Raw genomic sequence first — 21,261 nt, 5'->3', positions numbered from 1 at the left:
TCGGCCAACATCATCGCAGGCAATGACATGTACGCGGCACGAATGTCACTCTTCCCTCACCCGCCGCACAACTTCCCAGCCCCTCCCCCCACCAAGGAGCTTGTGTGAACCCCCTCTACGCGCGTCACCGGCGCACCACGCTCGCCATCGCCACCGCGGTCGCCGCCGGAGCGCTGCTCACCACCGGCCTGACCACCGGGTCCTCGGCCGCCGAGTTCGCGACGGAGACCGCCACGGCCGCCACGCCCTCGGCCGTCCCCCTGACCCTCGCGCCCGCCGCCCGCACCGCGCTCATCCGGGAGCAGCAGGGCACGGCCGGCGCCACGGCCCGGGAGATAGGCCTCGGCGCCCAGGAGAAGCTGGTCGTCAGAGACGTCGTCAAGGACGCCGACGGCACCGTCCACACCCGGTACGAGCGCACCTACGCGGGCCTGCCGGTCCTCGGCGGCGACCTCGTCGTCCACACGTCGAGGTCCGGCGCCACCGAGGGCGTCACCAGGGCGACGCGGCAGACCGTGAAGGTCGCCTCCCTCACCCCGGCCGTGACCACCGCCAAGGCCGAGAAGCAGGCCGTGACCCTGGCGAAGGCGGCCGGTTCGGAGAAGACCGAGGCCTCCGAGGCGCCCCGCAAGGTGATCTGGGCGGGCAACGGCTCCAAGCCGGTCCTCGCCTACGAGACGGTCGTCGGCGGCCTCCAGGAGGACGGCACCCCGAACGAACTGCACGTCGTCACCGACGCCGCCACCGGCGAGAAGCTGTACGAGTACCAGGGCATCGAGACCGGCACCGGCAAGAGCCTCTACTCCGGCACGGTCACCCTCGGCACCGCCCTGTCGGGCTCGGCCTACCAGTTGAACGACACCTCGCGCGGCAGCCACCGGACGTACAACCTGGCCCGGGGCACCTCCGGCACCGGCACCCTGTTCACCGACGCGGACGACACCTGGGGCACGGGCGCGGCGTCCAGCTCCTCCTCGGACCAGACCGCCGCCGTCGACGCCGCCTACGGCGCCCAGACCACGTGGGACTTCTACAAGAACACCTTCGGCCGCAGCGGCATCAAGAACGACGGCAAGGCCGCCTACTCCCGCGTCCACTACGGCAACGCGTACGTCAACGCGTTCTGGGACGACGGCTGCTTCTGCATGACGTACGGCGACGGCACGGGCAACGTGAAGCCCCTGACCTCGCTCGACGTGGCCGGGCACGAGATGACCCACGGCGTCACGTCCAACACCGCGGGCCTGAACTACAGCGGCGAGTCCGGCGGCCTGAACGAGGCCACCTCGGACATCTTCGGCACGGCGGTCGAGTTCTACGCGGCCAACTCCTCCGACCCCGGCGACTACCTCATCGGCGAGAAGATCGACATCCGCGGCGACGGCACCCCGCTGCGCTACATGGACAAGCCGAGCAAGGACGGCAACTCGGCCGACTCCTGGTCCTCGTCGCTGAAGAACCTGGACGTGCACTACTCGTCCGGCCCGGCGAACCACTTCTTCTACCTCCTCTCCGAGGGCAGCGGCGCCAAGACCATCAACGGGGTGTCCTACAACTCCCCGACGTCCAACGGCTCCACGGTCACCGGCATCGGACGCGCCAAGGCCGTCCAGATCTGGTACAAGGCGCTGACCGAGTACTTCACCTCCACCACCACCTACGTGGGCGCCCGCACCGGCACCCTCAGCGCGACCGCGGCCCTGTACGGCTCCGGCAGCACCGAGTACAAGGCGGTGGCGGCGGCCTGGTCCGCGGTCAACGTGAGTTAGGGCTGTTCGGTCGCGCAGGCGGCCCGCGGGCGGCACCCGGGACGAAGGCATTCCCGGGTGCCGCCCTACTCTTGGGTCCCATGCACTTCACGTACGACGAGGTCGGCGCGACCCGTCAGCAGGGTTACTGCCCGCCCGGCTTCCATCCCCTGCACGTCCGCAGCCGTATAGGCGAGGGCGAGGCCGTCTTCCGCAGAGCCACCGACGCGGTCCTGACCTGGGAGATGCACCGCGCGATGGGCGTGGGCATCGACGCGACGGCCGAACGCGCCGCTCCCGACGTGGACGTCACCGTCACCCTCGCAGGCATGATCAAGGCCCCCTGCCGCGTGGTCTGGACGGTCGAGGAACCCCGCCGCGCGGGCTGGGCCTACGGCACGCTCACCGGCCACCCGGAATGCGGCGAGGAGTCCTTCCTCGTGGACCGCACCGGCGACGGCACGGTCTGGCTCACCGTGTCCGCCTTCAGCAAGGGCGCCAAGTGGTACGCACGGGCGGGCGGCCCGGCGACCCGGGGCTTGCAGCACGCGTACGCCCGCCGGTGCGGGACCGTGCTGCGGAAGCTGTGCGGCGGGGAGGACGCGGGCTGAACGAACGGCCCCGGCCCGCGCCCCCCTCGGATCACCGCATCAACACGCCGGCCCCCTCCACCGCGTCCTCCGAAGGCACCGCCACCAGCCCCAACTCCGCGCCGGACGCGAGGAGTCGGTGGGCGGGCAGGATGCGGACCGTGTAGCCGTAGGGGCCCGTGCGGTCCAGGGACAGCGGGCCCTCGTACAGCCAGCGTCCCTCCTCGTCCGGGCCGCCCGCCGACTTCAGCGGGACCGTCGAGGCGTCCGCGATGCGGTCCTCCTCGTCGACGCGGCCGGAGACCGCCTGGACCTCCACGTCGTCCGGGCTCAGGTCGCCGAGGGCGACGCGCACCCGCAGCCCGAGCGTGGCGCCCAGTTCCGCCGAGGCCGTGGCGGTGGTCGTCTCGACGTGGTCGACGGTCACGCCGTGCCAGGCCGCACGCACCCGGGACTTCCAGGCGGCGAGGTCGCGCGCGGGGTCCGGGCCGATGGCGCGGTGGGCGTGGGCGGCCGGGGTGTAGAGCCGCTCGACGTACTCACGGACCATGCGGCCGGCCAGCACCTTGGGGCCGAGCAGGGTGAGGGTCTGGCGGACCATCTCGATCCAGCGGTCGGGCAGGCCCTGCCCACCGCGTTCGTAGAAGCGCGGCGCCACCCGCTGTTCGAGCAGGTCGTACAGGGCGACGGCCTCTATGTCGTCCCGCCGGTCCGGGTCGGTCCCGGCGCCGTCCGCGGTGGGGATCGACCAGCCGAAGTCGGGCTGGAACCACTCGTCCCACCAGCCGTCCAGGACGGAGAGGTTGAGGCATCCGTTGAGCGCGGCCTTCATCCCGGAGGTCCCGCACGCCTCCAGCGGCCGGAGCGGGTTGTTCAGCCAGATGTCGCAGCCGGGATAGAGCTTCTGCGCCATCGCCATGCCGTAGTCGGGCAGGAAGACGATGCGGTGGCGGACCCTCGGGTCGTCGGCGAACCGGACCAGCTCCTGCACCAGCCGCTTGCCGCCGTCGTCCGCGGGATGTGCCTTGCCGGCGACCACGATCTGGATCGGCCGCTCGGGGTGGAGCAGCATGTCCATCAGCCGGTCGCGGTCCCGCAGCATGAGCGTGAGCCGCTTGTACGACGGCACGCGCCGCGCGAACCCTATGGTCAGCACGTCCGGGTCGAGCACCTGGTCCACCCAGCCCAGCTCGGCCGTCCCGGCGCCGCGTTGCCGCCAGGAGGCCCGCAGCCGCTCCCGCACCTCGGTGACCAGCTGCTCGCGCAGACTGCGGCGCAGCTCCCAGATGTCCTGGTCGGGGATATCCCCGACCGCGTCCCACCGGTCCGAGGCGCCCACGGTCATCGCGTCCTCGGTGCGCTGCGCACCGATCTGCCGGGCGCCCAGCCGGAAGACCTCGGGGGCGACCCAGGTCGGGGCGTGCACCCCGTTGGTCACGGAGGTGATGGGCACCTCCTCGGGGTCGAATCCCGGCCACAGTCCGGAGAACATCTCCCGGCTGACCCGGCCGTGCAGCAGCGAGACCCCGTTGGCGCGCTGGGCGAGACGCAGCCCCATCACGGCCATGTTGAAGAGGTTGGGCTCACCGCCGGGGTAGGTCTCCATGCCCAGTTGCAGGACCCGTCCGACGTCGATGCGCGGCAGCTCGGCGTCGGGCCCGAAGTGGCGGGCGACCAGCTCCCGGTCGAACCGGTCGATCCCGGCCGGGACGGGCGTGTGCGTGGTGAAGACGGTCCCCGCCCGCACCGACTCCAGCGCCGGGTCGAAGTCCAGCCCCTCGGCACACAGTTCGGCGATCCGCTCCAGGCCGAGGAACCCGGCGTGCCCCTCGTTGGTGTGGAACACCTCGGGCGCGGCATGCCCGGTCAGCCGGCAGTACGTCCGTACGGCCCGCACTCCCCCTATGCCGAGGAGCATCTCCTGGAGCAGCCGGTGCTCGCTGCCGCCGCCGTACAACCGGTCGGTCACCCCGCGTTCGCCGAGGTCGTTCTCCTCGACGTCGGAGTCGAGCAGCAGCAGCGGCACCCGGCCGACCTGCGCCAGCCAGATCCGGGCCCGCAGCCGCTTGCCGCCGGGCAGCGCGAGGGCGACGTCGGCCGGGGAGCCGTCGGCCTCCCTCAGCGGGACGACGGGCAGCTCGTTGGGATCCAGCACCGGGTAGTGCTCCTGCTGCCAGCCGTCCCGGCTCAGCGACTGCCGGAAGTACCCGTGCCGGTAGAGCAGCCCGACACCGATCAGCGGTACTCCCAGGTCACTGGCCGCCTTCAGATGGTCCCCGGCGAGGATCCCGAGCCCGCCGGAGTACTGCGGCAGCGCGGCCGCGATCCCGAACTCGGGCGAGAAGTACGCGACCGCGGCGGGAAGTTCACCCGGCTGCGCCTGATACCAGCGGTCCCCGGTCACATAGTCGTTCAGATCGTCCGTGACCTCGGCCAGCCGGTGCAGGAAACGACGGTCCTCGGCGAGCTCGGCCAGCCGCTCCGACCGCACACTCCCCAGCAGCCGCACCGGATCGCCCTTCACCTCCGCCCAGTGCTCCGGATCGACGGCCTGGAAGAGGTCACGGGTCTCGGCGTGCCAGGACCAGCGCAGGTTGCGGGCCAGGTCACTGAGCGGGCGGAGGGGTTCGGGCAGCACGGGTCGGACAGTGAATCGACGGATAGCCTTCATTGCGACCTCGTCAGACGTGCGGAAGACGTGCGGAAGACACGCGATGAGAAACGCACGGCGGTGTGCGTCCCGCGTCACCGTCGACGGTATCCGTGAGGGGGCCTCGGCCACTACGGCGCCGCCCGGTCGCGGACCGTCCGAAAAACGCCGCAACCTTCCCACGCCCTCTTGGCCGATATGGCCGATTCCGCCCCTGTAGGCCTCCTTGTGGTGCTTCACAGCACACGAGAGGCTGCCAAGTGGCGTACCGGTTCGGGGTGTCGCGCGTGCGATGTCCCGGACGTGCCGTACGTCGTGTTGAGGAGGGGGTACACAGCCATGGCACAGACGCGAACACGGCGTCTGCGCGTGGCGGGGGGCCTGACCGCGGTGAGCTGTGCCGCGGTGCTTTCGGCCATCACCCTGCCCGCGCACGCCGCACCTCAGGGGCGGATACTGGGTGCCGGAGAGCCCGGTTCCGTCGGCGGAAGTTACCTGGTGACACTCAAGGGGGGAACGACGGCTCCCTCGGCGGCCGGAAAGGGCCTCGCCGAGAAGTACGGGGCGAGAATCAGCCACACCTACGGCACGGTTCTCAACGGCTACGCGATCAGGGCGAACGAAAGACAGGCCAGGCAGCTCGCGGCGGACCCACGGGTCGCCTCGGTGGTCCAGGACACCCGCGTGACCCTCGACCACGTACAGAAGAACCCGCCGTCCTGGGGCCTGGACCGGATCGACCAGCGCAACCGGCCGCTCGACCGCCGTTACACCTGGCCGAAGTCCGGGGGCGCGGGCGTGACGGTCTACGTCATCGACACCGGCATCCGCATCGGCCACCAGGACTTCGGCGGCCGGGCGGGCAACGGCTGGGACTTCGTCGGCAACGACCGGTCCGCGGGCGACGGCAACGGCCACGGCACCCATGTCGCCGCGACCGTCGCCGGCACCAGGTACGGCGTCGCCAAGAAGGCCAGGGTGGTCGCCGTACGGGTCCTCGACAACGCGGGGGCGGGCACCACCGCCCGGGTCATCGCGGGCATCGACTGGGTGACCCGGCACGCCAAGAAGCCCGCGGTCGCCAATCTGAGTCTCGGCGGCTACCGAAACGCCCAGCTGGACGCCGCCGTACGCGCCTCGATCAGGTCGGGTGTGACGTACACGATCGCGGCGGGCAACGACGGGATGCCGGCCGGTCTCTACTCCCCCGCGGCCGTGCGGGAGGCGGTCACGGTCGGCGCGACCGACGCGGCCGACAGGAAACCGGGCTTCTCCAACTACGGCGCCGCCGTCGACCTGTTCGCCCCGGGTGTGACGATCACCTCGGCGTCCCACGCCAGCGGCACCGGCCGGGCGACCCTCTCCGGTACGTCGATGGCGTCGCCGCACGTGGCGGGCGCCGCCGCGCTCTATCTCGCGGACCACCGCAAAGCCACTCCGGCCGAGGTCGGCAAGGCACTTGTCGCCGAGGCCTCGTCGGGGAAGGTGTCCGGCCGGGGGCTCGCCTCGCCGAACAAACTTCTGCATGTACCGGGCTCGTAGCGGCTGACTCCCGGCACCGGCCCCGTTCGGCCTGAACGGGGCCGGTCTTGTGTGTAGACATACGCGTGAGTAGTTAACAAAGTGCCGGATTGCTCACCCGAATAGGGTGGGAAGGCTCCTCCGGTACGTTCCTGAGAAACTCAGGAGCACCACGCAGGACCCACCTCCCCACAGCCATCCGCCCACCCACGTTGACGCGGACAGGAGCGGTCATGCCCGCCACGCACCACTCGTCAGCACCCCCGACACCCGGGACCGACGCCCCCTCCACGCGCCCGGCCGACCCCGGGCCGCCGACCCCGGAGCCACCCTCCGCGCACGGCATCCCGGCCATCGGGCGCATACCCGTGCTCGATGTCCGCCCGGTCGTCCAGCAAGGCCGCAGGCCCGCCAAGGCGGTCACCGGCGAGTCGTTCGAGATCTCGGCCACCGTGTTCCGTGAGGGCCACGACGCCGTCGCCGCGAACGTCGTACTGAAGGACCCCCAAGGCCGCCCCGGCCCGTGGACGCCGATGCGCGAACTGGCCCCGGGCACCGACCGCTGGGGCGCCACCGTCACGGCCGGCGACCCCGGCCGCTGGACCTACACCGTGGAGGCCTGGGGCGACCCGATCGCCACCTGGCGGCACCACGCCCAGATCAAGATCCCGGCCGGAATGGACATCGAGCTGGTCCTGGAGGAGGGTGCGCGGCTGTACGAACGGGCGGCCGACGGCGTTCCGGAGAAGGACACACAGCAGGTCCTCGTGACGGCCGTCGAGGCCCTCCGCGACGAGACCCGGCCTCCCGCCGCCCGTCTGGCGTCGGCGTTGACGCCGGAGGTGGACGCGGTGCTGGCCCGTCATCCGTTGCGGGAGCTGGTCACCGCCTCCGACACCCTGCCGCTGCTGGTGGAACGCGAACGCGCCCTGTACGGCTCCTGGTACGAGTTCTTCCCCCGCTCCGAGGGCACCCCCCAGCAGCCGCACGGCACCTTCCGCACCGCCGCACACCGGCTCCCGGCCATCGCCGCGATGGGCTTCGACGTCGTCTACCTGCCCCCCATCCACCCCATCGGACAGACCTTCCGCAAAGGCCGCAACAACACCCTCTCCCCCACCCCCGACGACGTCGGCGTGCCCTGGGCGATCGGCTCCCCCGAAGGCGGCCACGACGCGATCCACCCCGACCTGGGCACCATCGACGACTTCGACCACTTCGTCGCCCGCGCCCGGGAACTGGGCCTGGAGATCGCCCTGGACTTCGCCCTCCAGTGCTCCCCCGACCACCCCTGGGTGCACAAACACCCCGAGTGGTTCCACCACCGCCCCGACGGCACCATCGCCTACGCCGAGAACCCGCCCAAGAAGTACCAGGACATCTACCCCATCGCCTTCGACACCGACCTCGACGGCCTGATCGCCGAGACGCTGCGGGTGCTGCGGCACTGGATGGACCACGGCGTGCGGATCTTCCGCGTGGACAACCCGCACACCAAACCGGTGCTGTTCTGGGAACGCGTGATCGCCGACATCAACGCCACCGACCCCGACGTGATCTTCCTGGCCGAGGCGTTCACCCGGCCGGCGATGATGCACACCCTGGCCCAGATCGGCTTCCAGCAGTCCTACACCTACTTCACCTGGCGCACCACCAAGGACGAACTCACCGCCTACCTGAGCGAGCTGTCGGGGGAGGCGGCCGCCTACATGCGGCCGAACTTCTTCGCCAACACCCCCGACATCCTGCACGCCTACCTCCAGCGCGGCGGCCGGCCCGCCTTCGAGGTCCGCGCCGTGCTGGCCGCCACCCTCTCCCCCACCTGGGGCATCTACAGCGGCTACGAACTGTGCGAGAACACCCCCCTGCGCGACGGCAGCGAGGAATACCTCGACTCCGAGAAATACCAGCTCAAACCCCGTGACTGGACCACCGCCGAACGCGAGGGGCGCACCATCACACCGCTCGTCACCAGGCTGAACGCGATCCGGCGGGCGAACCCGGCCCTGCGTCAACTGCGCGATCTGCACTTCCACCACGCGGACCAGGACGCGGTGATCGCGTACTCGAAGCGGCAGGGATCGAACACGGTTCTGGTGGTCGCCAACCTCGACCCCCACCACACCCAGGAGGCCACGGTCTCGTTGGACATGCCGCAACTCGGCCTGGATTGGCACGAGTCGGTGCCGGTGCGCGACGAGCTCACCGGCGAGACCTATCACTGGGGCAGGGCGAACTATGTGCGCCTCGAACCGGGCACTCGCCCCGCGCACATCCTCACCGTCCTGCGACCGTCCACCCCGCAGACCGGAGGGTCACCCACAATATGATCGTCAACGAGCCCGTCCAGGACACCTTCGAGGACACCCCCGCGAAGGACCGGGACCCCGACTGGTTCAAGCGTGCCGTCTTCTACGAAGTACTGGTCCGCTCCTTCCAGGACAGCAACGGTGACGGCGTCGGCGACCTCAAGGGCCTCACCGCCAAACTCGACTACCTGCAATGGCTGGGCGTCGACTGCCTGTGGCTGCCGCCGTTCTTCCAGTCACCCCTGCGTGACGGCGGCTACGACGTCTCCAACTACACGGCCGTCCTGCCCGAGTTCGGCGACCTCGCCGACTTCGTGGAGTTCGTCGACTCCGCCCACCAGCGCGGGATGCGCGTCATCATCGACTTCGTCATGAACCACACCAGCGACCAGCACCCGTGGTTCCAGGAGTCCCGCAACGACCCCGACGGGCCCTACGGCGACTACTACGTCTGGGCCGACGACGACAAGCAGTACCAGGACGCCCGGATCATCTTCGTCGACACCGAAGCCTCCAACTGGACCTTCGACCCGGTCCGCAAGCAGTACTACTGGCACCGCTTCTTCTCCCACCAGCCGGACCTCAACTACGAGAACCCGGCGGTCCAGGAGGAGATCATCTCCGCGCTGCGGTTCTGGCTGGACCTCGGCATCGACGGCTTCCGCCTCGACGCCGTGCCCTACCTCTACCAGCAGGAGGGCACGAACTGCGAAAACCTTCCGGCGACCCACGAGTTCCTCAAGCGGGTCCGGAAGGAGATCGACGCGTCCTACCCGGACACGGTCCTGCTGGCGGAGGCCAACCAGTGGCCTGAGGACGTGGTCGACTACTTCGGCGACTACGCCAGTGGCGGCGACGAATGCCACATGGCGTTCCACTTCCCGGTCATGCCGCGCATCTTCATGGCCGTCCGCAGGGAATCGCGCTATCCCGTCTCGGAAATCCTCGCCAAGACCCCGGCGATTCCCTCGAACTGCCAGTGGGGCATCTTCCTGCGCAACCACGACGAGCTCACCCTCGAAATGGTCACCGACGAGGAACGCGACTACATGTGGGCCGAATACGCGAAGGACCCGCGTATGCGCGCCAACATCGGCATCCGCCGCCGGCTCGCCCCCCTGCTCGACAACGACCGCAACCAGATCGAGCTGTTCACGGCCCTGCTGCTGTCCCTCCCGGGCTCGCCGATCCTCTACTACGGCGACGAGATCGGCATGGGCGACAACATCTGGCTCGGCGACCGGGACGCCGTACGGACTCCCATGCAGTGGACTCCGGACCGCAACGCCGGATTCTCGTCCTGTGATCCGGGGCGGCTGTATCTGCCCACGATCATGGATCCGGTCCACGGCTACCAGGTCACCAATGTCGAGGCGTCGATGGCGTCGCCGTCCTCGCTGCTGCACTGGACCCGCCGCATGATCGAGATCCGCAAGCAGAACCCGGCCTTCGGCCTCGGGTCCTACACGGAACTCCCGTCGTCGAATCCGGCGGTGATCGCGTTCCTCAGGGAGTACGAGGACGATCTCGTCCTGTGCGTGCACAACTTCTCCCGGTTCGCGCAGCCGACGGAGCTGGACCTCAGCTCGTTCAACGGGCGGCACCCGGTGGAGCTGTTCGGCGGGGTGCGGTTCCCGGCCATCGGGGAACTGCCGTACCTGTTGACTCTGGGCGGGCACGGGTTCTACTGGTTCCGGCTCCGCAAGGACGCCGCGTAGGGCAGCCGGCGGCCCGGCACAGGGTCTGTCCGGCGGCGGCTCCAACCCCGGGCGGGGCGGTTTCTCCCGTCCCGCCCGGGGCACGCATCAGTAACACCCCGACCACCCCGGGGAAAGGACGCGACGCCATGTCGGAAGTCGTCATACGCAGCGACACCGCAAGTTCTGGCAGCCCCGGCCTCCTTGCTTCACTGGATCCGCTGCTGCGGGAGTGGCTGCCACGGCAGCGCTGGTTCGCGGGCAAGGGGCGCCCGGTCACCGGGTTCTCCCTGGTGGCGGCCACCGAACTGCTGCCACCCACCGGGAAGCTCGGCCTCTACCACCTGCTGGTCCGCGCCCACCAGCCGCTCACACTCGGCGCGCCACCCCATCCCGGCGACTGCTACCAGCTCCTCATCGGGGTGCGCGGGGCGCTGCCGCCCCGGCTGGCACCCGCGCTGATCGGCCATCTCGACGAGGGCCCGCTCGCCGGGCACACGGTGTACGAGGCGCTGTACGACCCCCGCCCCGCCGAACTGCTCCTGGAGGCCCTGCGCACCCGGGCCCGCATCGGCGACCTGCGCTTCGAGCGGGACACGGGGCAGGAGATCCGGGACGGGCTCGTCCCCCGGCTGATGACCGCCGAGCAGTCCAACTCGTCGATCGTCTACGGAGATACGTTCATTCTGAAGCTGTTGCGCAGGATCGTGCCCGGCACCAATCCCGACCTGGAACTGCCGCTGGCCCTGGCCCGGGAGGGCTGCCCCCGGGTGCCCGCGCCGACGGCCTGGCTGGGGGCGGAGCTGGCCGGTGAGCCGTACGTCCTCGGGGTGCTCCAGCCGTTCGTGCAGGGCGCGTCCGACGGCTGGGAGCTGGCCCTGCGGGAGCTGGCCAAGGGGGAGGACTTCGGCGCCGAGGCGCGGTCGCTGGGCCGGGCCACCGCCGAGGTGCACACGGCGCTCGCCCGGGCGCTGCCCACGGTGACACTCGGCCACGCCCAGCTCCAACTGCTGGTCGACGGCATGATCGAGCGCCTGGAGGCGGCCGTGCAGGCGGTGCCCGGACTGCGGCCCTACGCGCCCGGGCTGCACTCCTCGTTCACCGCGCTGGCCGACCTGGCCGCCGAGGGCCGTACCTGGACCGCACAGCGCATCCACGGCGATCTGCACCTGGGCCAGTGCCTGCGCTCGCCTGCCGGGCAGTGGTCGCTGATCGACTTCGAGGGCGAGCCGTCCAAACCGCTCGCCGAACGGCGGATGCCGCAGCCGCCGGCACGGGACATCGCCGGGATGCTCCGTTCCTTCGACTACGCCGCCCACTGCGCCGACCCCACGGTGACCGGCTGGGCCGAGGCCTGCCGGGCCGCCTACTGCTCGGGATACGCCGAGGTCAGCGGCGCGGATCCGCGTACCGACCCGGTACTGCTGCGGGCCTACGAGACCGACAAGGCGATCTACGAGGTCGTCTACGAGGCCCGGCACCGCCCCGAGTGGCTGCCGGTACCGATGGCCGCGATAGAGCGGTATGTGACATCCGACCTGATCTGATCCACCAGACGTTCGCACTTGCGCCGAGGAGGCTCCACCCGTGACCCCGCCCACGCCCAGCGGTTCGGATCCGAAGAAGAAGGCTGCGAAAGCCGCGAAGAGTGTGAAGAAGGCGGTGGTGAAGAAGGCAGCGGAGAAGGTGACCGCTCCCAGGAAAACGGCGAAGGAGGCGGCGGTGAAGAAGGCTGCCGCCGAGGAGACCGTGACCAAGAAGGCCACCGCGAAGAAGTCCGTGGCGAAGAAGACCACGACGACCAAGGCGGTCGCGGCGCCGAAGAAGAGCGCCGCGAAGAAGGCGACGCCGGAGCAGGCCACCGCGAAGAAGACACCCGCCGTGAAGACGGGCGCGGCGAAGCGCACGCCCGCGAAGACCGGCACGGCGAAAACCACCGCGGCGAAGACCGGCACCACGAAGCCGGTCCCGGCTAAGAGGGCCCCGGCGCCCGTCCCGGCGAAGACCACCGCCGCGAAGAGCCCGGCCAAGAAGGCCACCGCGAAGAAGGCCGTCACGGCAAAGGCGAGCACGACGAAAGCGACCACGACAAAGGCGGCAGCGACGAAGGCGGCCACGACGAAGGCCGCCGCCAAGAAAGTCACCGCCAAGAGGGTGCCCGCCGAGAAGGTGACCCCCAAGAAGGTGGTCGCCGAGAAGATCGCCGCCCCGTCTGCCGCCGAACCGCCGGAGGCCCCCGCGCCCCTCGACGAGGTCGCCGTGTCCCCCGCCCTGGACGCCAGCGACCGCGGGCGGCTGCTGGCCGGTACCCACCACGAGCCGCACGGCGTGCTCGGTGCCCACCCCGTGCCCGGCGGGATCGCGTTCCGCGCGTTCCGGCCGTACGCGCTGTCCGTCACGGTCGTGGCCGGTGACCTGCGGGCCGAACTGCACGACGACGGGGACGGCTTCTTCTCCGGCCTGCTGCCGCTGCGAGAGGTCCCGGCGTACCGCCTGCTCGTGACGTACGAGGGGACGGCCCAGGACGTCGAGGACGCGTACGCGTTCCTGCCGGCGCTCGGTGATCTCGATCTGCATCTGATCGGCGAGGGCCGGCACGAGCAGCTGTGGACGGCGCTGGGCGCGCAGCCGATGACCCACCAGGGCGTGACCGGCACCCGGTTCACGGTGTGGGCGCCGAACGCTCGGGGTGTGCGGGTGGCGGGCACCTTCAACTTCTGGGACGGGTCGGCGTTCCCGATGCGCTCGCTCGGCGGCACGGGCGTCTGGGAGCTGTTCGTGCCCGGGATCGGCGAGGGCGAGCTGTACAAGTTCGAGATCACCCGGCCCGACGGTTCGAAGACACTGCGCGCCGACCCGCTGGCCCGCCGTACCGAGGTCCCGCCCAACACCTCGTCCGTCATCCACGCCTCCCGCCACGAGTGGCACGACGAGGAGTGGCTTGCGCGCCGCGGGAAGGCCCCCGCCCACGAGGCGCCCTTCTCCGTCTACGAGGTCCATCTCCCGTCCTGGCGGCCGGGTCTGACGTACCGTCAACTCGCCGAGCAGCTCCCGGCGTACGTCAGGGACCTCGGTTTCACCCACGTCGAGCTGATGCCGGTCGCCGAGCATCCCTTCGGCGGTTCCTGGGGCTACCAGGTCACCGGCTTCTACGCGCCGACGGCCCGGCTCGGAACGCCGGACGACTTCAAGTACCTGGTGGACGCGCTGCACCAGGCCGGGATCGGTGTCCTGATGGACTGGGTGCCGGCGCACTTCCCGCGCGACGACTGGGCGCTGGCCGAGTTCGACGGCCGCCCGCTCTACGAGCACGAGGACCCGCTGCGGTCCGCCCACCCCGACTGGGGCACCCTGGAGTTCGACTACGGCCGCCGTGAGGTGCGCAACTTCCTGGTCGCCAACGCCATTTACTGGTGCGAGGAGTTCCACATCGACGGCCTGCGGGTGGACGCGGTCGCCTCGATGCTCTACCTCGACTACTCGCGCGAACCGGGTCAGTGGATCCCGAACGTGCACGGCGGCCGGGAGAACCTGGACGCTGTCGACTTCCTCCAGGAGATGAACGCCACCGTCTACCGGCGGGTGCCCGGCGTGGTGACCATCGCCGAGGAGTCCACGGCCTGGGACGGCGTCACCCGCGCCACGCACCACAAGGGGCCCGGCGGATTCGGCGGTCTGGGCTTCGGCCTGAAGTGGAACATGGGCTGGATGCACGACTCGCTCGGCTACGTCCAGCACGACCCCATCCACCGCCGGTACCACCACCACGAGATGACCTTCTCGATGGTCTACGCCTACAGCGAGAACTACGTCCTGCCGATCTCCCACGACGAGGTCGTCCACGGCAAACGCTCCCTCGTCTCCAAGATGCCCGGCGACTGGTGGCAGCAACGCGCCACCCACCGCGCCTACCTCGCCTACATGTGGGCCCACCCCGGCAAGCAACTCCTCTTCATGGGCCAGGAGTTCGCCCAGGGAGCCGAGTGGTCCGAGGCCCACGGCCCCGACTGGTGGCTCCTGGACCCGGCCTACGGCGCCGAACCCGACCACCGCGGCGTCCGCGACCTGGTCCGCGACCTCAACACCGTCTACCGGGACTGCCCCGCCCTGTGGCAGTGCGACACCGACCCCGCCGGCTTCCAGTGGATCGTCGGCGACGCCGCCGAGGACAACGTCTTCGCCTTCCTCCGCTACGACGCCCAAGGCACCCCCCTCCTCGCCGTCTCCAACTTCTCCCCCGTCGTCCGCCACGACTACCGCCTCGGCGTCCCCGACGACATCCCCGCCTGGCACGAAACCCTCAACACCGACGCCACCGCCTACGGCGGCACCGACCTCACCACCCCCGACACCGTCAAACCGGAAGCAACCCCCTGGCACGGCCGCCCGGCCAGCATCCACCTCACCCTGCCCCCACTCGCAACGGTGTGGCTGCGCCCGGCCTGACATCCCGAGCGCCGGTCCGCACGCCAGGACGCACTCCGCACACCGCACCGCGCGAACGGGGCGGTCACAACGGTGTGCGCCCCCTGCGTGCTCCCTCACCCCGAGCCGCCGGACGGGCCTCCCGTGAAGCCTCTCGGGCCGCCTTTCGCGGCTGCTAGCTTCGCGCCAACGCAGCGTGCGGCGAGCGGGGGAGGGCGGCGTCATGGCCGAAGGCACGCAGGACGACGAGGCATACGGAAGGTCGGCGGACCCGGCCGTGGACGCGGCCGAGCACCTGGCCGCGGCGATCGGGACACCGGCCTGGGCGGAGGCCCGGGACGGGATGCTCGGGCTGCTCCCGGGCGACGACCGACGGGTGAGCGAGCGGATCGAGGCGTGGGCGGCCGACGCGGCGCGTCACGAGGGCGAGGAGCTGAGCCGGTATCTGACGGACTCGCTCCCGGAGTGGCGGGAGCGGATCGAAGCGGCCCTCGCGGACGACCCGGAACGGGCAGAGGAGGCCCGCCGGTTCGCCGACTCCGTGCAGTCGCTCCTGCCCGCACCCGACGGCGGCACCACGCCCCAGGTCGCCATGGCGACGGGCCACGGCACCGTCAACGCCGTACAGAACGGCAACATCTACTACCAGGTCGTCCTGGGCCTGGCCCCACGGCCCCGGAGGACAAGCCTGCGCAAGGCGGCCGCTATCACGACGATCGCGGCCGCCGGGTCGGCGGGCGGCGGTCTCGTCGCCGCGGACCGTCTGGCCACCGACGCCGTGAACGAGGCCGGTATCGGTCAGGTGCCGCAGGCACCGCTCGCCGACCCGGTCCAGGCGGCCGGCACGGCCACACAGACCACGGGTTCCGTCTCGACCGCCGGGGCCTCGGCGCCGGGAGCGGCGGTGGCGGCCAAGAGCGGTACGACCGTCCTCGCCAAGGCCGGCGCAGCCGTCGCCAAGGCCGTGGGCCTGGGCGGTGCGGGCGCCGCCGGGGTCAGTGTGCCCGTCGTGGCGACCGTGGTCACGGTCGTGGCCGTCGTCACCACCACCGTGACCGTCTTCGTGCCGCGCGTCATGAACCAGACCTCGTGCGACGCGGCCGCCGAGGGCCGTTCGGCCCCCGCGGTACTGGCGGAGGCCGCCCGGCGCGTGGAGCTGACGAGCTTCCGCTACGACGTCACGCGCGGCCGGCACCATGTCGTCGGAGCGGCGGACCCGCACGCGCGTACGGCCTGGTTCCGGCAGGGCCTCACCGGCGGCGCGGTCACGAGTGGCACGATCGACCGGGGCAAGGTCGTGCTGCCCGCCGACGCGACGGCGCCGGACGGGGTGGACCCCCGGTGGGTGCGGGCCGACGGGGCCTTCACCGACGCCGTCGACCCTGCCGCCCCGGCGCGGGAACTGCGGTCGGTGGCACAGGCCCGGCGCAAGGACTGCACCTTCACGGGAACGCTGGCTCCCACGACCGAACCGGCCGGGTCCGCCGAACCGGCCGTGGCACGGTCCGGCGCGGGGCGGGTCGAACCGGCCGCGGCCTCCTCGGCCCCGGCGGCCGGCCGTTCCGCCGCCACCTTCACGGCACGTATCGACGACCGGGGCCGCCTCGTCCACCTCACCACCGACGCGACCCGGGCCCGGCCGCGCGCCACCGCCCGCTACTGGGACTTCGGACTGACCGTGACCGCGTCGGCACCCCCGTCGGGCGGCACCCCCGAGCCCTCGTCCGACGCCGCCACCCTGGCCGGTGACTGGACGGGGAGTTGGTCCGTGGTCTACGCCTCCGGCCACCTCCGGGCCTCCCTGTCCCAGGACGGAGACCGCATCACCGGAGACCTGACAGTCGACGGAGCGCCCTGCCCCCTCGACGGGTCCCTCAGCGGCAGGCTCGAAGGCAACCGCATCAGCTTCGGCAACGTGAACAGCGAGCGGAAGATCACGTTCAGCGGGAGTGTGGAGGGCACGACGATGAGCGGCACCTTCGAGACCGACTGCGGCGGCGCCGCCGGTTCCTGGAACGCACGACGCTCCGGCTCCTGACAAGAAAGGCACCCTGGTGATCCCCGACTGGCTGACCACCCTCGCCGCCGCCGGCTCCGCCGCGCTGGTCAACGCGGCCTCCACCGACGTATGGCAGTCCGCCCGCGACCGTTTCGCCCGGCTGCTGGGCCGGGACGACACCGGCCGTACCGAGACGGCGGCCCGGCGCCTGGACGATCTGCGGCACATCGCACAGGAACCCGGCAACGAACGTGCACTGGCCGAAGCCCGCCGCGCCTGGCGGCAGCGACTAGAGGACCTGCTGGAGGAACACCCGGACGCGGCCGACGAACTGCGCTCCGCCATCGCCGAACTGCCCCCGCCCCGATCCGCGTCCACGGCCACGAACCACCAGGTCAACCAGGCGTACGACCACGGCACCGTGACCTCCGTCCAGAACGGCGACCTGACGATCCACCACACCACCGACTCGTCGCGGCCCTAGTCGCGCCCGCCGAACATCAACCGCCGCAAGGCCGACAGGAGCCGCTTCGCCTGGCCGTCCGGTGTGTGGGTGGGCGAGGTCGGGACGGGGGCGGCGTGACGAGGCGTCTTCGCGTGGCCCGGGGACAACTCGTACCGCACAGGCAGCAACCGCAACCCCCGCACGACCGGCCCGGAGCGCCAGGGCAACTGGTCCGGAGGCAGGGTGAGTTCCGCCCGGACGAAGTGGTCGAAGACCCGCCCGACAGCCGTACTCACGATCTGGCCACCGAGTTCACGCGCCGCGCTGGGGCACTGGTGGGGCCCGGCACCCCACCCCAGGTGGGCGTGGGTGGACACGGCGGACCCGACCAGGTGGGAGGAGCCGATGGCCAGCAGGTCACGGTGGGCGGACGCGGCGGACGGGGACACGGCGTCACCGGCGCGGATCCAGAAGCCTCCGAGCCGGACGTCCCGCGCGGCGAAGCGGAAGCACATGTTGGCGACGGGCGGATTGGCGAGGGCGGCACGGTCGACCGTTTCGCCGAGTTGCCCGGCGGAGAGGCTGCGGCGGACGGTGGCGTTGCCGCGCAACACCTCCAGCAGGGTGTTGAGGACCATGTTGCCGGTGATGTCGTTGAGGTAGACGGCGTTCATGAACAGCTCCCGGCCGAGCTGTTCGTCGGTCAGGTCGGGGTCGGCGAGGAGCATGTAGGAGGTGAGGTCGTCCCCCGGGCGGGCCCGCCGGTGCGCGGCGAGCCGGGTGAACGAGGCCAGCGCCCGCCCGGTGGCGGGACCCGCGCCCGGGCCGCCGTCCAGCATCCGCCACAGGTCCATGACCAGTTCGTCGCCGAGTTCGACGGGGCAGCCGAACAGCCGGGTGGTGACCATGAGGAGCAGCGGCCGCGTGTACTGCGCGCCGAGGTCGGCGAAGCCGGTGGTGCCCGACTCCGACGCGAGCAGGGCGATGAGTTCGTCGGCGTAGCGTTCGACGGCCGCCCGCAGCTCCCAGCCCTCGGGGCTCCCGGAGAAGGGTCTGAGTGCCGCGTGGTGGGTGCGGCGGGCCGCCAGGTGCTCCTCGTCGTCCATGAACATCATCTGCCGTACCTCGTAGCCGGCCGCCAGCGGCCAGTCCGGCGGCAGCCGCCCCTCGGCCCGGGCCCGCCAGTAGCGGATGTCCCGCCGCCACTGGCTCTCGTTCCTGAGCACCTCGGTGACCTCGGGATAGCCGAGGACCAGCCACACCGGCACGCCCAGCAGGCCGACCGGCGCGACCGGCCCGTAGGTGGCCCGCAGCCGCTCGTAGACCGCGCCCGGGTCGACGTCGAACTCGGAGGTGAGCAGCGGTTCGACGGGCAGCGAACCGAGGGCGGGGCTGTCGGCCGGTGCGGTCGGGCGTGGCTGGGCTTCCATACCGCAACGCTTACCGCACCGGCCGTACACACGCAGTGATCGCGTCACGAACTGTTACGGCTCTTATACGAACCTGTTCCTGTCGTCCCGTCAGTCGCTCGCGTCCCCCGCGAGCGGCCCCTCCGACGCGCCCGCCAGCGCGCCCGCCAGCGCCTTCGGCAGCCGTCCGGCGTACAGCACCCCCAGCCGCTGGGTAGCCCGGGTCAGCGCGACGTAGAGGTCGCTGGTGCCGTACAGCCCCGGCTCGACGACGAGGACCGAGTCGAACTCCAGCCCCTTGGACTGGCGGGGGTCGAGGAGGACGACGGTCCGCGTGAGGTCGGGCTCCGCGCCGGCCGTCACCCCGTCGAGCCGGGCGGCGAGCCTGCGGTGCAGATGGCGCGGGGCGATGACCGCGAGCCGCCCCTCCTCGGGGGTCAGCTCCTTGACCGCCTCGGTCACCGCGCCGGGCAGGTCGTCGGTGGCGCGCACCCAGGGCCGTACCCCGGTCGACCGGACCGAGCTCGGCGGCTCGAAGCCGGGGTTCTCGGCGCGCACCACGGCCGCCGCCAGCTCCATGATCTCGGCCGGGGTGCGGTAGTTGACGCCGAGGCGGGTGTGCTCCCAGCGGTCCTCGACGTAGGGCTCCAGGATCCCCGCCCACGATCCGACACCGGCCGGCTCGGCGGTCTGCGCGGGATCGCCGACCAGGGTCATCGAGCGGGTCGGGCTGCGCCGCATGAGCAGCCGCCAGGCCATCGGCGACAGTTCCTGCGCCTCGTCGACGATGATGTGCCCGAACGCCCAGGTGCGGTCGGCCGCCGCGCGCTCGGCGGCGCTGCGGTGGTCGTCCTCCTCCTGGCGCTCGGCGAAGCGTTCGGCGTCGATGATGTCGTGCGCGGACAGGACCTCGCTGCTCTCGGGGTCGCCCTCCTCCTTGTCCTCGAACTCGTAGGTGCGCGAGGCGTACGACACGTCCAGCACGCCCTGCGCGTAGGCGACCTGGGTCTCGCGTTCGCGCTCGGCCCGCGCCCGCGCCACCCGTTCGTCCACGCCGAGCAGTTCGGCCGCCTCGTCCAGCAGGGGTACGTCCGCCACGGTCCACGCCCGGGTCACCGGGCGGCGGATGGCGGCCGCGTCCTCGTCGGGGAGGTAGCCGACGGGGTCGGCGAGGAAGTCCGCGACCAGCCGCTGCGGGGTCAGCCGCGGCCACAACTGGTCGATGGCGGACCAGACTTCGGGGTTCTCGGCGAGCTCGTCGCGGATCTGGGTGATGTCGCTCGGGTCGAGGAGGTTCGTACCGTCGAAGGGGTCCGTGCCGATGCGCTCGGCGACCATGTCGGTGAGCGTGTTGAGGATGTGGCCCTCGAAGTGCTCCCGGGCCACGTTGTGCGGCAGCCGCGCCTCACGGGTGCGCTCGCGCGCCACCTTCACCAGGCCGTCGTCGAGCATCAGGACCTCGCGGTCGTGCTCGATCGTGATCACCGGATCGGGCAGTGCCTGCCAGTCGCGTACGACGTCGGCGAGGACGTCCGCCATGTCGGCGCGCCCCTTGACCGCGGCGGCCTCGCGGGTGTCGGTCGCCGTGGCCTTCACCCCGGGGTACAGCTCCCCGACCGTGGCCAGCAGGACGCCGGTCTCGCCCAGCGCGGGCAGGACCTCGCCGATGTAGCCGAGGAAGGCGGGGTTGGGGCCGACGATCAGGACGGCCCGCTTGGCGAGCAGTTCCCGGTGCTCGTACAGCAGGTACGCGGCCCGGTGCAGGGCGACGGCCGTCTTGCCGGTGCCGGGGCCGCCCTCGACCACCATGATCCCCCGGTGCGGGGCGCGGATGATCTCGTCCTGCTCGGCCTGGATGGTCTGCACGATGTCGCCCATCCGCCCGGTGCGCGCGGAGTTCAGCGCGGCGAGCAGCACGGCGTCGCCGGTCGGGTCCTCGTGGCCGGTGCGCTCGTCGTCGCCGAGGTCGAGGATCTCGTCGTGCAGGGCGGTGACCCGGCGCTCCTCGGTGGTGATGTGCCGGCGGCGGCGCAGGCCCATCGGAGTGTGGCCGGTGGCCAGGTAGAAGGGGCGGGCGACGTCCGCCCGCCAGTCGATCAGGATGGGGGTGCGCTCGGCGTCGTCGGTGCGCAGACCGACCCGGCCGATATGGTGCACGACACCCGAAGTGAGGTCGAGGCGACCGAAGCACAGCGAGCCGTCCACCGCGTTCAGTGCGGCCAGCAGCCCCGACCGTTCGGCGACCAGGATGTCCCGCTCCAGGCGGGCCTGCATGGGCGTGTTGCCCTGGGCGAGGGCATGTGTGACGGAGGTCTCGGTGTCACCGCGCAGCGCGTCCACGCGTGCGTACAGCCCGTCGATGAATTCCTGTTCGCGCTTCAATTCATGGTCTGGAAACCCGGTGTTTGACAATTCCACTCCCGCCCGGATATACTGTGCCTACTGAGCTTCTCCGCGACCTGACCCAT

12 protein-coding genes are annotated in these 21,261 nt (G+C 71.3%); 9 read left to right on the top strand and 3 right to left on the bottom strand.

Translation table 11 applies throughout. From position 1 onward, the window contains the following. Window positions 1-104 precede the first annotated feature (104 nt). Together SLINC_RS31235 and SLINC_RS31230 are read left to right on the top strand one after the other, a co-directional pair. Window positions 105-1,769, top strand: a complete 1,665-nt coding sequence (locus tag SLINC_RS31235; RefSeq protein WP_067439979.1) for a M4 family metallopeptidase — start codon at window positions 105-107, stop codon at window positions 1,767-1,769. A gap of 80 nt (window positions 1,770-1,849) precedes the next feature. Then, window positions 1,850-2,359: a DUF1990 domain-containing protein gene (locus SLINC_RS31230; protein WP_067439976.1), complete on the top strand. Its 510-nt coding sequence runs from the start codon at window positions 1,850-1,852 to the stop codon at window positions 2,357-2,359. Window positions 2,360-2,390: 31 nt separating this feature from the next. Here SLINC_RS31230 and SLINC_RS31225 read toward each other — a convergent pair whose 3' ends face one another. After that, a complete protein-coding gene (locus SLINC_RS31225; RefSeq protein WP_067439973.1) occupies window positions 2,391-5,009 on the bottom strand; it encodes a glycosyltransferase family 1 protein in 2,619 nt (872 codons plus the stop codon). Window positions 5,010-5,327: 318 nt separating this feature from the next. Here SLINC_RS31225 and SLINC_RS31220 point away from each other — a divergent pair, with 318 nt between their 5' ends. From SLINC_RS31220 to SLINC_RS31190, 7 genes are all read left to right on the top strand, one after another. Continuing rightward, complete coding sequence (locus SLINC_RS31220; RefSeq protein WP_067439970.1) at window positions 5,328-6,530, top strand: S8 family peptidase; 1,203 nt, start codon at window positions 5,328-5,330, stop codon at window positions 6,528-6,530. A gap of 212 nt (window positions 6,531-6,742) precedes the next feature. Then, complete coding sequence (locus SLINC_RS31215) at window positions 6,743-8,839, top strand: alpha-1,4-glucan--maltose-1-phosphate maltosyltransferase (protein WP_067439967.1); 2,097 nt, start codon at window positions 6,743-6,745, stop codon at window positions 8,837-8,839. Continuing rightward, on the top strand, window positions 8,836-10,536 hold the full coding sequence (gene treS, locus SLINC_RS31210) for a maltose alpha-D-glucosyltransferase (protein WP_067439964.1): 1,701 nt from the start codon (window positions 8,836-8,838) through the stop codon (window positions 10,534-10,536). The genes SLINC_RS31215 and treS overlap by 4 nt, the downstream gene beginning before the upstream one ends. Before the next feature lie 128 nt (window positions 10,537-10,664). Further along, on the top strand, window positions 10,665-12,062 hold the full coding sequence (locus SLINC_RS31205) for a maltokinase N-terminal cap-like domain-containing protein (RefSeq protein WP_067439961.1): 1,398 nt from the start codon (window positions 10,665-10,667) through the stop codon (window positions 12,060-12,062). A 40-nt stretch (window positions 12,063-12,102) separates the two neighbouring features. Next, a complete protein-coding gene (glgB, locus tag SLINC_RS31200) occupies window positions 12,103-14,961 on the top strand; it encodes a 1,4-alpha-glucan branching enzyme (protein ID WP_079164821.1) in 2,859 nt (952 codons plus the stop codon). 202 nt (window positions 14,962-15,163) lie between these two features. Further along, window positions 15,164-16,978, top strand: coding sequence for a hypothetical protein (locus SLINC_RS31195; protein ID WP_067439958.1), 1,815 nt, complete (start codon window positions 15,164-15,166; stop codon window positions 16,976-16,978). A gap of 16 nt (window positions 16,979-16,994) precedes the next feature. Then, window positions 16,995-17,423 carry a hypothetical protein gene (locus SLINC_RS31190; RefSeq protein WP_079164820.1) on the top strand — a complete coding sequence of 143 codons (429 nt, stop codon included), beginning with the start codon at window positions 16,995-16,997 and terminating at the stop codon, window positions 17,421-17,423. Here the strand turns inward: SLINC_RS31190 and SLINC_RS31185 are convergent. Together SLINC_RS31185 and SLINC_RS31180 are read right to left on the bottom strand one after the other, a co-directional pair. Continuing rightward, a complete protein-coding gene (locus tag SLINC_RS31185; RefSeq protein ID WP_067439955.1) occupies window positions 17,420-18,814 on the bottom strand; it encodes a cytochrome P450 family protein in 1,395 nt (464 codons plus the stop codon). The genes SLINC_RS31190 and SLINC_RS31185 overlap by 4 nt on opposite strands. A gap of 90 nt (window positions 18,815-18,904) precedes the next feature. Then, a complete protein-coding gene (locus SLINC_RS31180) occupies window positions 18,905-21,175 on the bottom strand; it encodes a HelD family protein (RefSeq protein ID WP_067439952.1) in 2,271 nt (756 codons plus the stop codon). Between the last annotated feature and the right edge of the window lie 86 nt (window positions 21,176-21,261).

The sequence above is a fragment of the Streptomyces lincolnensis genome (genome assembly GCF_001685355.1).
In the GTDB taxonomy this organism is placed as follows: Bacteria; Actinomycetota; Actinomycetes; order Streptomycetales; family Streptomycetaceae; genus Streptomyces; species Streptomyces lincolnensis.
The sequence above is the reverse complement of the archived record's forward strand: the minus strand, read 5'-3'. Positions and strand labels throughout refer to the sequence as shown.

What these genes read in the sequence shown, in the direction of transcription:
- SLINC_RS31195 (WP_067439958.1), top strand. Translation starts at nt 15,164, where the DNA reads ATGGCCGAAGGCACGCAGGACGACGAGGCATACGGAAGGTCGGCGGAC.
- SLINC_RS31220 (WP_067439970.1), top strand. Translation starts at nt 5,328, where the DNA reads ATGGCACAGACGCGAACACGGCGTCTGCGCGTGGCGGGGGGCCTGACC.
- SLINC_RS31225 (WP_067439973.1), bottom strand. Translation starts at nt 5,009, where the DNA reads ATGAAGGCTATCCGTCGATTCACTGTCCGACCCGTGCTGCCCGAACCC.
- SLINC_RS31205 (WP_067439961.1), top strand. Translation starts at nt 10,665, where the DNA reads ATGTCGGAAGTCGTCATACGCAGCGACACCGCAAGTTCTGGCAGCCCC.
- treS (WP_067439964.1), top strand. Translation starts at nt 8,836, where the DNA reads ATGATCGTCAACGAGCCCGTCCAGGACACCTTCGAGGACACCCCCGCG.
- SLINC_RS31185 (WP_067439955.1), bottom strand. Translation starts at nt 18,814, where the DNA reads ATGGAAGCCCAGCCACGCCCGACCGCACCGGCCGACAGCCCCGCCCTC.
- SLINC_RS31230 (WP_067439976.1), top strand. Translation starts at nt 1,850, where the DNA reads ATGCACTTCACGTACGACGAGGTCGGCGCGACCCGTCAGCAGGGTTAC.
- SLINC_RS31215 (WP_067439967.1), top strand. Translation starts at nt 6,743, where the DNA reads ATGCCCGCCACGCACCACTCGTCAGCACCCCCGACACCCGGGACCGAC.